The 14,539-nt window shown below is 70.3% G+C and carries 13 protein-coding genes; 5 read left to right on the top strand and 8 right to left on the bottom strand.

The window, feature by feature from the left end; genetic code table 11:
• Positions 1–4: 4 nt before the first annotated feature.
• From ACYVO6_RS21630 to ACYVO6_RS21665, 8 genes are read right to left on the bottom strand one after another with little or no spacing between them, the layout of a single operon-like run.
• Positions 5–1,996 carry an NADH-quinone oxidoreductase subunit 5 family protein gene (locus ACYVO6_RS21630; protein ID WP_461063464.1) on the bottom strand — a complete coding sequence of 664 codons (1,992 nt, stop codon included), beginning with the start codon at positions 1,994–1,996 and terminating at the stop codon, positions 5–7.
• Positions 1,993–2,385, bottom strand: coding sequence for an NADH-quinone oxidoreductase subunit NuoK (nuoK, locus tag ACYVO6_RS21635; protein WP_461063466.1), 393 nt, complete (start codon positions 2,383–2,385; stop codon positions 1,993–1,995). Before nuoK ends, ACYVO6_RS21630 begins: the two co-directional genes overlap by 4 nt.
• Positions 2,385–3,062, bottom strand: a complete 678-nt coding sequence (locus ACYVO6_RS21640) for an NADH-quinone oxidoreductase subunit J family protein (RefSeq protein WP_461063468.1) — start codon at positions 3,060–3,062, stop codon at positions 2,385–2,387. The genes nuoK and ACYVO6_RS21640 overlap by 1 nt, the downstream gene beginning before the upstream one ends.
• Positions 3,059–3,673 carry a NuoI/complex I 23 kDa subunit family protein gene (locus ACYVO6_RS21645; RefSeq protein WP_461063470.1) on the bottom strand — a complete coding sequence of 205 codons (615 nt, stop codon included), beginning with the start codon at positions 3,671–3,673 and terminating at the stop codon, positions 3,059–3,061. Before ACYVO6_RS21645 ends, ACYVO6_RS21640 begins: the two co-directional genes overlap by 4 nt.
• Positions 3,674–3,675: 2 nt before the next feature.
• The gene (locus ACYVO6_RS21650) at positions 3,676–4,644 is read right to left on the bottom strand and encodes a complex I subunit 1/NuoH family protein (RefSeq protein WP_461063472.1); all 969 of its coding nucleotides are present in this window, start codon (positions 4,642–4,644) and stop codon (positions 3,676–3,678) included.
• Positions 4,641–5,897 carry an NADH-quinone oxidoreductase subunit C gene (locus ACYVO6_RS21655; RefSeq protein WP_461063474.1) on the bottom strand — a complete coding sequence of 419 codons (1,257 nt, stop codon included), beginning with the start codon at positions 5,895–5,897 and terminating at the stop codon, positions 4,641–4,643. Before ACYVO6_RS21655 ends, ACYVO6_RS21650 begins: the two co-directional genes overlap by 4 nt.
• Positions 5,894–6,547 carry an NADH-quinone oxidoreductase subunit B gene (locus tag ACYVO6_RS21660; protein WP_461063476.1) on the bottom strand — a complete coding sequence of 218 codons (654 nt, stop codon included), beginning with the start codon at positions 6,545–6,547 and terminating at the stop codon, positions 5,894–5,896. The genes ACYVO6_RS21655 and ACYVO6_RS21660 overlap by 4 nt, the downstream gene beginning before the upstream one ends.
• Positions 6,538–6,960: an NADH-quinone oxidoreductase subunit A gene (locus ACYVO6_RS21665; RefSeq protein ID WP_461063478.1), complete on the bottom strand. Its 423-nt coding sequence runs from the start codon at positions 6,958–6,960 to the stop codon at positions 6,538–6,540. The genes ACYVO6_RS21660 and ACYVO6_RS21665 overlap by 10 nt, the downstream gene beginning before the upstream one ends.
• A gap of 346 nt (positions 6,961–7,306) precedes the next feature.
• Here ACYVO6_RS21665 and ACYVO6_RS21670 point away from each other — a divergent pair, with 346 nt between their 5' ends.
• The 5 genes from ACYVO6_RS21670 to ACYVO6_RS21690 all read left to right on the top strand — a co-directional run bounded on the left by ACYVO6_RS21670 (position 7,307) and on the right by ACYVO6_RS21690 (position 14,518).
• Entirely contained in the window at positions 7,307–8,503 is a 1,197-nt protein-coding gene (locus ACYVO6_RS21670; protein WP_461063480.1) for a sensor histidine kinase, read from the top strand.
• A 301-nt stretch (positions 8,504–8,804) separates the two neighbouring features.
• On the top strand, positions 8,805–10,160 hold the full coding sequence (locus ACYVO6_RS21675; RefSeq protein ID WP_461063482.1) for a sensor histidine kinase: 1,356 nt from the start codon (positions 8,805–8,807) through the stop codon (positions 10,158–10,160).
• Positions 10,161–10,624: 464 nt separating this feature from the next.
• Positions 10,625–11,284 (top strand): response regulator transcription factor, encoded by a 660-nt coding sequence (locus ACYVO6_RS21680; RefSeq protein WP_281399628.1) that lies wholly within the window; start codon positions 10,625–10,627, stop codon positions 11,282–11,284.
• A 230-nt stretch (positions 11,285–11,514) separates the two neighbouring features.
• Complete coding sequence (locus ACYVO6_RS21685) at positions 11,515–13,446, top strand: 2-oxoacid:acceptor oxidoreductase subunit alpha (protein WP_461063484.1); 1,932 nt, start codon at positions 11,515–11,517, stop codon at positions 13,444–13,446.
• A complete protein-coding gene (locus ACYVO6_RS21690; RefSeq protein WP_461063486.1) occupies positions 13,439–14,518 on the top strand; it encodes a 2-oxoacid:ferredoxin oxidoreductase subunit beta in 1,080 nt (359 codons plus the stop codon). The genes ACYVO6_RS21685 and ACYVO6_RS21690 overlap by 8 nt, the downstream gene beginning before the upstream one ends.
• The last annotated feature ends 21 nt before the right edge of the window (positions 14,519–14,539 follow it).

Genomic DNA, 14,539 nt, shown 5'->3' on the forward strand with positions numbered 1-14,539 from the left:
CTGTTCACGCCCCCGTGGCGACTAGGAGGGCGGCGACCGCGAGGACGACGGTGCCGGCGAGCAGCGCGCTCACATAGGTCTGCACATTGCCGGTCTGAGCGCGCCGGACGGCCGCGCCGAGCAGGCGGGGCAGGGCGCCCGCGCCGCGTACGTAGGTGTCGACGACCTCGCGGTCGAGGAACCGGACGAGTGTGGCTCCGGCCTGGACCGGGCGGACGAAGAGGGCCGCGTAGACGGCGTCGAGGTGGAAGCCGACGGCAGCGTGGCGGTGCAGCGGTCCCAGGAGCAGGCGTCCGGGGTCCGCCGGGTCGGGCGCGGAGGCCACGTCTCCGTACGCGGGCGCGTGGCTGGCGATGGCTTCAGCCTCGACGAGTCCGGCGTCGCCCTCGGGGTGGGCCGCGACTGCACCCATCGGTACGCGGGCCGCGAGCGCGGTGGTGTGCCGCCAGGCGCCGTACGTGACGATGCCGCCGACGAGGGCGACTCCCGTGCCGAGTACGGAGGTGGCGAGGGTCGGAGTCAGGTCGTGCCCGTCAAACCAGTCGGGCAGCAGGCCAGTGGTGAGCCCGAAAGCGAGCGACGGGACGGCGAGGATCCACAGCACGGCGTTCATGGCGAGGGGCTGCCTGCCGTGGTCGGGGGCCTCGGCGCCATGGCCGCGGAAGGCGAGCAGCCACAGGCGCATCGCGTACGCGGCGGTGAGCAGGGCCGTGACCAGGCCGGCGACGAGGACGATCCAGCCCGCGGCGCCGGGGATGTCCTCGGCGTGACCGGTGGCGGCGTGCTCGGCGGCGCCCAGGACGGCTTCCTTGGAGAAGAAGCCGCTGAAGGGAGGGATCGCGGCGAGGGCGAGGAGCGCCACGGTCATCGTCCAGTAGGCGTCGGGGACGCGGGCGCGCAGGTCCTTCATGCGGGACATGGCGGCCAGCGAGTTGGTGCCGGCGGCGTGGATGATCACGCCCGCAGCGAGGAACAGCAGCGCCTTGAAGGCTCCGTGTGAAAGGAGGTGGAAGACGGCGGCACCGCGGTCGCCGACGGCGAGGGCGCCGGTCATGTAGCCGAGCTGGCCGATCGTCGAGTACGCGAGGACGCGCTTGATGTCGTCCTGGGCGAGCGCGGCGAGCGCCGAGCCGGCCATCGTGACGGCGGCCATGACGGCGAGGACGAGCAGCGCGGCCGAGGAGGCGGCGAAGACCGGAAGGAGCCGGGCGATGAAATAGACACCGGCGGCGACCATCGTCGCGGCGTGGATCAGCGCAGAGACGGGTGTGGGGCCCGCCATCGCGTCGGGCAGCCAGGTGTGCAGCGGGAACTGCGCCGACTTGCCCGCCACACCGGCGAGGAGCAGCAGGGCGATCAGCGTCGGATGGTCGAGTCCGCCGCTGACGACCGTGCCGAGGACGGTCCTGATGCGGAAGGAACCGGCGTCGGCGGCGAGCGCGAACAGACCGATCAGAAAGGGGACATCGCCGAGCTTGGTGACCAGGAAGGCCTTCAGGGAGGCGGCGCGTGCTTCCGGGGTCTCCCAGTAGTGGCCGACGAGGAAGTACGAGCAGATGCCCATGATCTCCCAGCCGACCATGAGCACCATCAGGTCGCCGGAGTAGACGACGAGCAGCATCGCGGAGGTGAAGAGGGAGACGAGAGCGGCGTACGAGGGGTAGCGCGGGTCGTCGCGCAGGTAGCCCGTCGAGTAGATCTGCACGCAGGAGGCGACGACGCCGACCAGGACGGCGACGAGGGCGGCGAAGCCGTCGATGTGCAGGGCGAGTTCGATGGGGACCGAGCCGGTCGGGGTGAGCTCGGTGGCGGCGTCGACAGCCTGGTCGCCGCCCTGGCGTACGGCGACGAGGACGGCGAGCGCCAGGGAGAACACCGAGGGCAGGACGGCGAGGGGCCGTACGAAGCCGGGGGCGGTGCGGCCCAGGAGCAGGCCGGCCGCTGCGCCCAGGAACGGAAGGAGGGGGACGAGGACGGCGAGGGTGGTCGTGGTCACGCGGTGGCCTCAGCCTTCTCGGCCGTCGTGGACGCGGCGGATTCGGGGGCGTCACCGTCGTCGCTGTCGTCCGTCTCGGCGGTGTCGCGGAGCTTGTCGATGTCCGAGGTGCCGCGGTTGCGGTAGACGGCGAGGACGATCGCCAGGCCGATGCCGATCTCGGCGGCGGCGATGGCGATGGTGAACAGGGTCAGGGCCTGGCCGGAGTGCAGGGTGTCCTGGGCGGTCTTGCTGAGCCAGACGTCGAAGGCGACCAGGTTGAGGTTGACGGCGTTGAGCATCAGCTCGACGGACATCAGGACCAGGATCGCGTTGCGGCGCGCGAGGACTCCGTACAGGCCCGTGCAGAAGAGGAGGGCGGAGAGCACGGCGGGATAGGCGAGATGCATCAGCGGGCGCCTTCCTTGCCCTGGCGCGAGGGCTGCTCGTCGGAGGTGGCCGCATCCGTACCCGAGGGCTGTTTGCCCGGGGCCGGACTGCCCGTGGGCCGGTTGGCGGCGGCGGCCTTGCGGGAGAGGACGATCGCGCCGACCAGTGCGGCGAGGAGGAGGACGGAGAGGGCTTCGAAGGGGAGGACCCAGTTCTGGAAGAGGGCCTTGCCGTTTGCCTCGGTGGAGCCGGCGGCAGCGCCGTCCAGGTCGATCCAGGTCGTCCGGAAGGCGTCGACGACGACCCAGACGAGGGCGGTGGCCGCGGCGATCGCGACGGTCAGGGCGGCCCAGCGGTTGCCGGAGTCGGCGTCCGGGGACCGGCCGATGGGGGCCTTGGTGAGCATCAGACCGAAGAGGAGGAGTACGACGACGGAACCGACGTAGATGAGGACCTGTACCCAAGCGATGAACTCGGCGGTGAGCAGGAGGTATTCGACGGCGAGGCCGCCGAGCGTCACGACCAGCCACAGGGCGGCGTGGACGAGTTGCTTGGTGGTGACGGTCACGACGGCCGCGCCGAGGGTGACGAGGCCGACGAGGAGGAAGGCGATCTCGACGCCGGTCGGGGAGAGGAAGCCGTTGGTTTCGGCGGCGGTGGTCGTCGCCGGTGATGCGGCGACGGCGGCAAGGCTCACGCTTCTCCCTCCTGCGGCGCGGTCGGCTCCGCCCCGGCTGCCTGTTCGTCTGCCCGGGCTGCCTGCTCGGCGGCGAGCTTGTCGGCGGTTTTGCGGGCGGCGGTGAGTTCCTTGGGTTCCTCGGCGGAGGCGTCGAGGGCGGGTGGGGCCGGGACGGTCCACATCCACTCGCGGAGCTTGTCGCGTTCGTGGGTGAGTTCGTGGATGTCGGTCTCCGCGTACTCGAACTCCGGGGACCAGAACAGCGCGTCGAAAGGACACACCTCGATGCAGATACCGCAGTACATGCACAGAGCGAAGTCGATGGCGAAGCGGTCGAGGACGTTACGGCTGCGCTCGCGGCCTCCGGGGGCGGCGGGCGGGACCGTCTCCTTGTGGGAGTCGATGTAGATGCACCAGTCCGGGCACTCGCGGGCGCACAGCATGCAGACGGTGCAGTTCTCCTCGAAGAGGCCGATGACGCCACGGCTGCGGGGCGGGAGTTCGGGCTGGGCGTCCGGGTACTGCGCGGTGTGCGCGCGCTTCGTCATCGTGCGCAGGGTGACGGCCAGGCCCTTGGCGAGGCCGCTGCCGGGGATGCGGGACCGAGTGGGCGGGAGGGACTCAGCCATGGCTACTGGATCACCACCTTGACGATGCCGGTGAGGGCGATCTGGGCGAGGGAGAGAGGGACGAGGAGGGTCCAGGAAAGTTTCTGGAGCTGGTCCTCGCGGAGACGGGGATAGGTGACACGGAGCCAGATCACGAGGAAGGCGAGGACCGCGGTCTTCAGCAGGGTCCAGACCCAGCCGAGGCCGTCGACACCCCACGGGCCGTGCCAGCCGCCCAGGAAAAGGACGGTGGTCAGGCCGCACAGGACGATGATTCCGGCGTACTCGGCGAGGAGGAAGAGAGCGAAACGCAGGCCGGTGTACTCGGTGTACGCGCCGAAGATGATCTCCGAGTCGGCAACGGGCATGTCGAAGGGAGGGCGCTGGAGTTCGGCGAGGCCGGCCACGAAGAAGACGAGCGCGCCGACGATCTGCCAGGGCAGCCACCACCACTGGAAGGCGTCGAGGATGCCGGGGAGTGAGACCGTGCCCGCGGCCATCGCGACCGAGGCCGCGGTGAGGAGCATCGGGAGTTCGTATGCGAGAAGCTGGGCGGCGGTGCGGAGGCCGCCGAGGAGGGAGAACTTGTTGGCCGAGGCCCAGCCCGCCATGAGCGAGCCGAGGACGCCCACGCCCATCACGGCGAGGACGAAGAAGATGCCCGCGTCGATGACCTCGCCGACGGCGCCTTCGCCCGGGCCGATGGGGATGGCGAGGAGGACGAGGAGGTACGGGAGGAGTGCGACGGCGGGGGCCAGCTGGAAGATACGGCGGTCCGCGCCTGCGGGGACCACGTCTTCCTTCTGGGCGAACTTCACGCCGTCCGCGACGAGTTGGGCCCAGCCGTGGAAGCCGCCCGCGTACATGGGGCCGAGGCGGCCCTGCATATGGGCCATCACCTTGTGCTCCGTCTGGCCGACGATCAGCGGGAAGGTGAGGAACACGACGAAGACGATCAGGAGTCGCAGGGTGACGTCGAGCACGTCGTTCACTGCGGGCCTCCTGGGGGGTTGTCGTCGGTGGGGCTTTGGGCTTCGGGTGCCTCGGAGGGTTTCGCCTGCGCCTCCTTGGGAGCCATGGGTCCACCGGGTGCGTTGGGTTCGTCGTCCGGTTGCCGCTCGGGCGAGGTTCGCTCCTCAGTCGTCGGCTCCTCAGTGGGCGACTCCCCGATCGGCGACTCCCCCGTGGGCGGCCTCTGCTCAGCGTCGTCGAAGGCCGGGCGCGCATGGTGCCAGGGGGCGTCCGTGCTGCGGGGGCGCGCCGGGCGGGCGGGCCGCTCGCCTATGGACTGCTGACCACCGGCTTCGTCGGCCGGGGCGGCAGCGGACGCCTCGCGCTGCGACGCCGAGCCCTCGCCGGCACTGCGGGCGCGACGCGGCGTCGCGGGCGGCGTTTCGACACCCGCGGCCGAGGCCGGAGGTGCACCCGTCGAGCCCGCCTCCGCCTCCTCCGTGCGCCCTGCCCCCTCGGTCCGCTGTGTCGCCGAGCCCTCGCTCACGCTACGCGCCCGGCGTCCCGCAGGCCTGCCCTCCGCCGCCGCGCCCGTACCCGGGCCTGCAGCGGGCGCATCGGTACCCGGAGCCTGGCTCGCCGAGCCCTCCCCCGCTGTGCGAGTCCGCCGGGCCGGGCGTTCGCCCGCCGCGCGACCCGCGCCGCGGGCCGGGCGGGCCGGGGCAGGCGGGAGCTGACCCTTCAGAGGGCCCCACTCGTTCGGGTCGGGGACGCCCGGCGGCAGCATCTGACGGCGCTTCGGGCCACCGTGTTCCGACTCCCCCGGTTCCTTGGCGCCGGGCCAGGCCTTGGCGACGCGGGCCGCCAGGACGAAGTCCTTGCGCAAGGGGTGGCCCTCGAAGCCCTCCGGGAGGAGCAGCGGCGCCAGCCCCGGGTGGCCTTCGAAGGTGACGCCGAACATCTCGTGGGTCTCGCGTTCGTGCCAGGCGGCGCCCGCGTAGACGTCGACGGCGGAAGGGAGTACGGGGGCGTCGTGCGGGACGGTCGTACGTACGAGAAGGCGGCGCACCGGAGCGAGCGCGACCACGTGGGCCGAGACGCGGAAACCCGTGCCGGGTTCGTCGACGGCGCTCAGCCAGTCGAAGTACGTGCAGCCCAGCTCACCGCGCGCGGTCTCCAGGGCGGAGATCCAGGCGGCGGGCGGCACGTCGACGGTCAGAAGCTCGTACGACTCCTCGGCCGTGGCCTCCGTACCGAAGAGCTCCTCCACAGGGGCGGGCAGCCAGCCGGTCACCGCTCGCCCTCCTCCCCGGCCGGAACCGGCGGCTTCACCAGCCCGCTCTGCAGCGCGCCCGCGGAAGGCCGGGCGCCGGCGGACGGCCCGTACCGCTCAGACCCGTAATCGGACCCGTACCGCTCCCCCAACGACTCCCTGGCGATCTTCTCCTGAAGCTTGAGGATGCCCTGGAGCAGCGCTTCGGGCCGGGGCGGGCATCCGGGGACGTACACATCGACCGGGATGATCTGGTCGACGCCCTTGGTCACGGAGTACGAGTCCCAGTAGGGCCCGCCGCAGTTGGAGCAGGCGCCGAAGGAGATGACGTACTTGGGCTCGGGCATCTGTTCGTACAGTCGCTTCACCGCGGGCGCCATCTTGTCCGTCACCGTCCCCGACACCACCATCAGATCGGCCTGGCGCGGCCCCGGAGCGAACGGAATCACTCCCAGGCGGATGAAGTCGTGCCGGGCCATGGAGGCGGCGATGAACTCGATCGCGCAGCAGGCGAGGCCGAAGTTGAAGACCCACAGGCTGTAGCGGCGGCCCCAGTTCAGGACGACCTTCATCGGCTCGGGGGCGAGGCGCGCGAGCGCACCCAGGCGCTTCGGCTCCGGCAGCAGCACAGGCACCGGCTCGGACACGGGCTCGGGCTGAGTCACGTCCATGTGAGGACGCCCTTCTTGTATGCGTACAGCAGTCCCACGGCCAGGAAGCCGAGGAAGATGAACATCTCCACGAGCGTCGTCGCCCCGTAGCCCGGCGCGGCAAAGACCGTCGCCCAAGGGAAGAGGAAGATCGAGTCGACGGCGAAGATCACGTAGAGGAAGGCGTAGACGTAGTAGCGGACCTGGGTGTGGGCCCAGCCCTCGCCGACGGGGTCGACTCCGCACTCGTACGTCAGGAGTTTCTCGGGCGTCGGGACGACGGGCCGCAGCAGGCGCCCGGCCCCGAAGGCGACGGCGACGAACAGCACGCCGACCACGGCGAGCAGTCCGACGACCGAGTACGACTGGAAGTAGTCCGCCGCGGCCGTAATCCCGGCGGCCCCGGTCCCCGCGCCCCTGGTCGCTTCCGGCACGTCCGCCCCTCGCTCCCTGACCTCGTATGACCTCGTGCGCGCCCTGATGTGCGCCGTGCGATGCGCCGTGCTCGACGATCTGTACGCACCGGAGTCTAGGCCCTGCTAAAGAAACGGTAAGCAGCCCGTCACGCCTTGGCATGCGCGGAGGTCGCCGACAGGCGCCGGGCAGACTCCCGGCAGGATCCCGCCAACCTCCCGGCCGGATCCCAACAGGCCCCCGGAGCTGTTCCATGGGCGCCCCGAGCGCGGGTCCGAGGGCGGGCCCCGGGGTGGGGTTTTCCCCAGGGCATCCCGGCGGTCCACCTCATGGCGCTCCGGCCCGCGGCCCGGCACGCTAGCCGTTATGACCGAACGCATCATCGCCACCGACACCCGGGACGTCGGCGACCGGCCGCCGCCCGCGCGCTTCGCCTACGACCGGCACACCTGGAAGGAGATCGCGCATCTCCTGGCGAACCTGCCGGTGTCGCTGATCGGTTTCACGTATGTGGTGACGGTGTTGTCCACCGGCGCCTTCCTGAGCCTGACGGTGATCGGTCTTCCGCTGCTCGCGGGCGGGCTGATGGGCGCGCGTCTGCTGGGCCAGCTGGAGCGGAACCGGGCCAGGGCGCTGCTCGGGGTACGGGTGGACGAGCCGAGTCCGCTGCCGTTCCGCGGCCAGAGCGGGTTCCTCTCCAGGCTGTGGATGGCGCTGAGGGATCCGGTCGGCTGGCGGACAGTGCTGTACGACTTCATGCGGTTGCCCTGGGGCATCCTCACCTTCACCATCACGCTGACCTCGTTGTTCGTGCTGTGGCCGGTGCTGCCGTTCATCGCGCGCGGGCTCGCCAACGCGGACCGGGCGATGGTCCGCGGTCTGCTGTCGCCCTCCGACGAACTGGAGCGGCGTATAGCCGAGCTGGAGTCGGACCGGGGGGTGGTCGTCGACACGGCCGCGGCCGACCTGCGGCGTATCGAGCGGGATCTGCACGACGGGGCACAGGCGCGCCTCGTCAACCTCGCGATGGGGCTCGGTCTGGCCAAGGAGAAGCTCCTGGAGGACCCCGACGCGGCGGCGTCGATGGTCGAGGAGGCGCACGGCGAGGTGAAGATGGCGCTCCAGGAACTGCGGGACCTGGCCCGTGGCATCCATCCCGCCGTCCTCACCGACCGCGGGCTCGACGCCGCCCTGTCCGCGGTGGCCTCCCGCTGCACGGTCCCCGTCAAGGTGACGGCCGACCTGCCGACGCGCCCCGCCGCGGCCATCGAGGGCATCGCGTACTTCACCGTCTCCGAGCTCCTCCAGAACGTCAGCAAACACAGCGGGGCGCGGTCCGCCTCCGTTGATGTCTGGCGCTCGGACAACCGCCTGCTCATACAGGTCTGGGACGACGGCCGCGGCGGCGCCTCCCTCGACGGCGGCACGGGAATGGCGGGCCTCGCGGACCGGCTCGGCGCGGTCGACGGCCTGTTCGTCATCGAGTCCCCGGTAGGCGGCCCGACGACGATCACAGCGGAACTCCCGTGGCGGGACCGGACGGAGGAGCCGACGCGAGGGTAGGCGTACGGCTGCGGGCCGTACGACTGCCTGCTGTACGGCCCTTCCTGTCACACGACCGCTCCTGTCGTACGGCCCTGTCGTACGACTCCTCGTCCCGACCGCCCCGCCCCGCCGCGCCGCGATCCGAGCCGCCCCGCACCACCCCGCGCGCCCCCGAGGTCCCAAGGCCCCGAGGTAGGGAAAACCCCCGCCTCAAGACGCCGACGTACTCCATGGTCCGCGGACCTGGCACCGAGCAGTGTGGAACTACGACAGCGGACAACCAAGCCGAGTTGGAACCGAGCAGAAACGGACGGCGACCATGGCGACGGAGTACGGACAGGGATACGGGCGAGACGGTGTGCCCGGGTTCCTCAGGGAGGGCGTCGAGGGGCGGCGGCACCGGCTCCCGGCCGCGCTGCGGGCGCCGATCGAAGCGCGCAGCTGGAAAGAGTTCGGCTATCTGATGCTGAGCCTGCCGGTCGGCATCCTGATGTTCACCTTCGCCGTGACGATGGTGTCGGTGGGCGCGGGCCTGCTGATCACATTCCTCGGCATTCCGGTACTCGCGGCGGCGCTCGCAGGCTGCCGCGGGTTCGGCGCGCTGGAGCGTGCGCGGGCGCGCGGGCTGCTGGGTCTTGAGGTCGCGGCGCCGGAGCCGTTGCGGGTCCGGAAGCAGGGCGCGATGGCGTGGATGGGCGCGATGCTCAAGAGCGGGGCGTCCTGGCGGCATCTGCTGTACGCGGTGCTGCACTTCCCGTGGGCCGTGTTCGCGTTCGCGGTGGCGATCAACTTCTGGGCGTACGGCTGGGCAATGCTGACGTATCCGCTGTGGTTCTGGCTCTTTCCGGTGTACGGCGGTCAGGGCGGGCTTCAGCTGTACGGGGACGAAGCGCACCGGATCTACCTGGACAACCCCTTCGAGATCACCGTGACCGCGGTGCTGGGGCTGCTGCTCACGCTGGCCACACCGTGGATCGTGCGGGCGCTGACGCTGGTGGACCGGCTGCTGGTGCACGGGCTGCTCGGGCCTTCGCGGCTGGCGACGCGGGTCGTGGAGCTGGAGTCGGACCGCGGTGTCGTCGTCGACACGGCCGCGGCCGATCTGCGGCGTATCGAGCGGGATCTGCACGACGGGGCGCAGGCGCGGCTGGTGGCGCTGGCCATGGACCTGGGGCTGGCCAAGGAGAAGCTGACGGAGGATCCGGAGGCGGCGGCGCGGATGGTGGGCGAGGCGCATGGTGAGGTGAAGACGGCACTCCAGGAACTGCGGGACCTGGCTCGTGGCATCCATCCCGCCGTCCTCACCGACCGCGGGCTCGACGCCGCCCTGTCCGCGGTGGCCTCCCGCTGCACGGTGCCGGTTCAGGTCGAGGTGGACCTGCCGTCCCGGCCGGCGCCCGCCATCGAGGGCATCGCGTACTTCACCGCCTCCGAGCTTCTCCAGAACGTCAGCAAGCACTCGCGGGCGACGCGGGCGTATGTCGACGTCTGGCGGGTCGAGAACCGCCTGATGCTTCAGGTCGTCGACAACGGCATAGGCGGCGCGGACGCCTCCGGCGGCTCCGGCCTCGCGGGCCTCGCCGAACGCCTCGACGCGGTCGACGGCATCCTCGTCGTCGACTCCCCGCTCGCCGGCCCGACCCGCATCACGGCGGAGCTGCCCTGGCGGGGGTAACGCGCTGTGCCTCCGGCGGTTGAGCGGGGGCGTCTACCGGGAGGGTGGGTTCGGTGCATGGGCGAGTGCGGGCCCGTCGTGGCTGGTCGCGCAGTTCCCCGCGCCTAAAGGGCGCGTCCTGGAGCCGTCAGCCCCCACGCACCCGCAGCCTCTCACCGGCGGGAGGGGCCGTGGGCCGGTGCGTCGTATGCCCGTCGCGTAGGTTCTGTCTCAGGAAACCAGGACCCTGTACCAGCAAAGGGCCGTACGCCCCGCCTGCGACGGGCTGACGCACCGGCCCACGGCCCCGACCCACCACCCACCCAGGGGCGCGGGGAACGGCGCGACCAGCCACACACAAACCCGCACAAGACAACGAACCCAAACCCCCCACGAACCCACCCGCCCAACCGCCGGAGGTGAAATGCTGGCCCCAAGGCGCAAGCCTGCGCCAGGCTGGGGGGCCAGAGATCGTGGAGGACAGGGTGCAAGTGGTCATCGCCGAGGATTCAGTGCTGCTCAGGGAGGGCCTGACCCGGCTGCTGACCGACCGCGGGCACGAAGTGGTCGCCGGAGTAGGCGACGGCGAGGCGCTGATCAAGACCATCACCGAACTGGCAGCCCAGGGCACACTGCCGGATGTCGTCGTCGCGGACGTACGCATGCCGCCCACCCACACCGACGAGGGCGTCAAGGCCGCAGTGCAGCTGCGCAAACACCACCCGGGACTCGGCGTACTCGTGTTGTCGCAGTATGTGGAGGAGCAGTACGCCACAGAACTCCTCGCCGGTTCCAGCCACGGCGTCGGCTACCTGCTCAAGGACCGGGTAGCCGAGGTACGTGAGTTCGTGGACGCGGTGGTACGTGTGGCCCGGGGCGGTACGGCGCTCGACCCGGAGGTGGTGGCCCAGCTGCTCGGCCGCAGCCGGAAGCAGGACGTACTCGCGGGACTCACCCCCCGCGAGAGAGAGGTCCTGGGACTTATGGCCGAGGGGCGGACGAACTCCGCGATCGCCCGGCAGCTGGTCGTCAGCGACGGCGCCGTGGAGAAGCACGTCAGCAACATCTTCCTGAAGCTCGGCCTGTCCCAGAGCGACGGCGACCACCGACGCGTACTGGCGGTCCTGACCTACCTGAACTCGTGATCGAGCCCTGCCCGAACTCATGAAGAACCAAAGGACCAGCCGGGAGCGTCCTCAGAGAAGGGGCCAGAGGGTGGAAAAGTCGTGGCAATTCGGGGCGTCACACCGTCTCAAGGTGGTGTCCATCATGCGAATGGCCGAGGGAAGGCGACCCTTACAGACGTAGGGTTGAAGGTGGGAAGGCTTGCGGGAAAGCCGCTCCCAGACAGCCGCCTCGAGGGAGGTCCAGTTCAGTGACCAGCCAGGTCAGTCCAATCGAACAGGCCGACGGAGCCGTCGTAGGAGAACAGCGCAAACCGGCGGGCGCGGGCGCGAAGGATGTACGCCGCCTCGACCGGGTGATCATCCGGTTCGCGGGGGACTCGGGTGACGGTATGCAGCTCACCGGCGACCGCTTCACCTCGGAGACGGCGTCCTTCGGCAACGACCTGTCGACTCTGCCGAACTTCCCCGCCGAGATCCGCGCCCCTGCCGGAACCCTGCCGGGCGTCTCGTCCTTCCAGCTGCACTTCGCCGACCACGACATCCTCACGCCGGGCGACGCGCCGAACGTGCTCGTGGCGATGAACCCGGCCGCGCTGAAGGCCAACATCGGCGATGTGCCGCGCGGCGCCGAGGTGATCGTCAACACGGACGAGTTCACCAAGCGGGCGATGGCCAAGGTCGGCTACGCCGCGAGCCCGCTGGAGGACGGCTCGCTGGACGGCTACCACGTCCACCCCGTCCCCCTCACCACGCTGACGGTCGAGGCGCTCAAGGAGTTCGACCTCTCCCGCAAGGAGGCCGAGCGCAGCAAGAACATGTTCGCGCTGGGCCTGCTGAGCTGGATGTACCACCGGCCGACCGAGGGCACCGAGAAGTTCCTGAAGTCGAAGTTCGCCAAGAAGCCGGACATCGCGGCGGCCAATATCGCCGCCTTCCGCGCGGGCTGGAACTTCGGGGAGACCACCGAGGACTTCGCGGTCTCGTACGAGGTCGCCCCGGCCTCGCAGGCGTTCCCGACCGGTACGTACCGGAACATCTCCGGGAACCTGGCCCTGTCGTACGGCCTGATCGCCGCCTCCCGCCAGGCCGACCTGCCGCTGTACCTGGGCTCGTACCCGATCACGCCAGCCTCGGACATCCTGCACGAGCTGTCCAAGCACAAGAACTTCGGCGTACGCACCTTCCAGGCCGAGGACGAGATCGCCGGTATCGGCGCGGCCCTGGGCGCGGCCTTCGGCGGCTCCCTCGCCGTGACCACGACGAGCGGCCCGGGTGTGGCCCTCAAGAGCGAGACCATCGGTCTGGCCGTCAGCCTCGAACTCCCCCTCCTCGTCATCGACATCCAGCGCGGCGGCCCGTCTACCGGCCTGCCGACCAAGACCGAGCAGGCGGACCTGCTGCAGGCGATGTACGGCCGCAACGGCGAGGCTCCGGTCCCCATCGTCGCCCCGCGCACGCCCGCGGACTGCTTCGACGCGGCTCTGGAGGCCGCCCGGATCGCGGTCACCTACCGCACCCCGGTCTTCCTGCTCTCCGACGGCTACCTGGCCAACGGCTCCGAACCCTGGCGCATCCCGGACATCGACGAACTCCCGGACCTGCGCACGCAGTTCGCACAGGGTCCCAACCACACCCTGGACGACGGCACCGAGGTCTTCTGGCCCTACCAGCGCGACCCGCAGACTCTGGCCCGCCCGTGGGCGATCCCGGGCACGCCCGGCCTGGAGCACCGTATCGGCGGCATCGAGAAACAGGACGGCACGGGCAACATCTCCTACGACCCGGCCAACCACGACTTCATGGTGCGTACGCGCCAGGCGAAGATCGACGGCATCGACGTACCGGACATCGAGGTCGACGATCCGCACGTCGCGCAGACACTGGTGCTGGGCTGGGGGTCGACATACGGCCCGATCACCGCGGCGGTACGGCGGCTGCGCGCGGCCGGGGAATCGATCGCGCAGGCCCATCTGCGCCATCTCAACCCGTTCCCGCGGAATCTCGGCGAGGTGCTGGGGCGTTACAACAAGGTGGTGATCCCCGAGATGAACCTCGGGCAGCTCGCCACGCTCGTCCGGGCGAAATACCTGGTGGACGCCCACTCCTACAACCAGGTCAACGGTATGCCGTTCAAGGCTGAGCAGCTCGCCACGGCTCTCAAGGAGGCCATCGATGGCTGAGACGACCACGGAAGGCACGGACACGATCGAGGCGCTTTCCCTTGTGCCCAAGGCCGAGGGCAAGCAGTCCATGAAGGACTTCAAGTCCGATCAGGAAGTGCGCTGGTGCCCCGGCTGCGGCGACTACGCGGTCCTCGCCGCCGTGCAGGGCTTCATGCCCCAACTCGGGCTGGCGAAGGAGAACATCGTCTTCGTCTCCGGCATCGGCTGCTCCTCCCGCTTCCCGTACTACATGAACACGTACGGGATGCACTCCATCCACGGCCGCGCGCCCGCCATCGCGACGGGCCTGGCCTCGTCCCGGCAGGACCTGTCCGTGTGGGTCGTCACCGGTGACGGCGATGCGCTGTCCATCGGCGGCAACCACCTGATCCACGCCCTGCGCCGGAACGTCAACCTCAAGATCCTGCTCTTCAACAACCGGATCTACGGCCTGACCAAGGGCCAGTACTCGCCGACGAGCGAGGTCGGCAAGATCACGAAGTCGACGCCGATGGGTTCGCTGGACGCGCCCTTCAACCCGGTCTCGCTGGCCATCGGCGCGGAGGCCTCCTTCGTGGCACGCACCGTGGACTCCGACCGCAAACACCTGACCAGCGTCCTGCGTGAGGCCGCCGCCCACCCCGGCACCGCCCTCGTGGAGATCTACCAGAACTGCAACATCTTCAACGACGGCGCCTTCGAAGTCCTCAAGGACAAGCAGCAGGCCGAGGAGGCGGTCATCCGCCTGGAGCACGGCCAGCAGATCCGCTTCGGCACGGACGGTTCGCGGGGCGTCGTACGGGATCAGATGACGGGCGACCTGAAGGTGGTCACCGTCACCCCGGAGAACGAGTCGCAGATCCTGGTTCACGACGCGCACTCCCCGTCCCCCACGACGGCGTTCGCACTGTCGCGCCTGGCCGACCCGGACACCCTGCACCACACCCCGATCGGCGTCTTCTGCTCGGTGGACCGACCCGTCTACGACACCCAGATGTCGGACCAGCTGGACACGGCCATCGAGCAGAACGGGAAGGGCGACCTGGCCGCGCTGCTGGCGGGCGGGGACACCTGGACTGTTGTGGGCTGACGCAAGTCATGGGTATGAGGA

This window comes from Streptomyces pseudoechinosporeus (genome assembly GCF_054783935.1).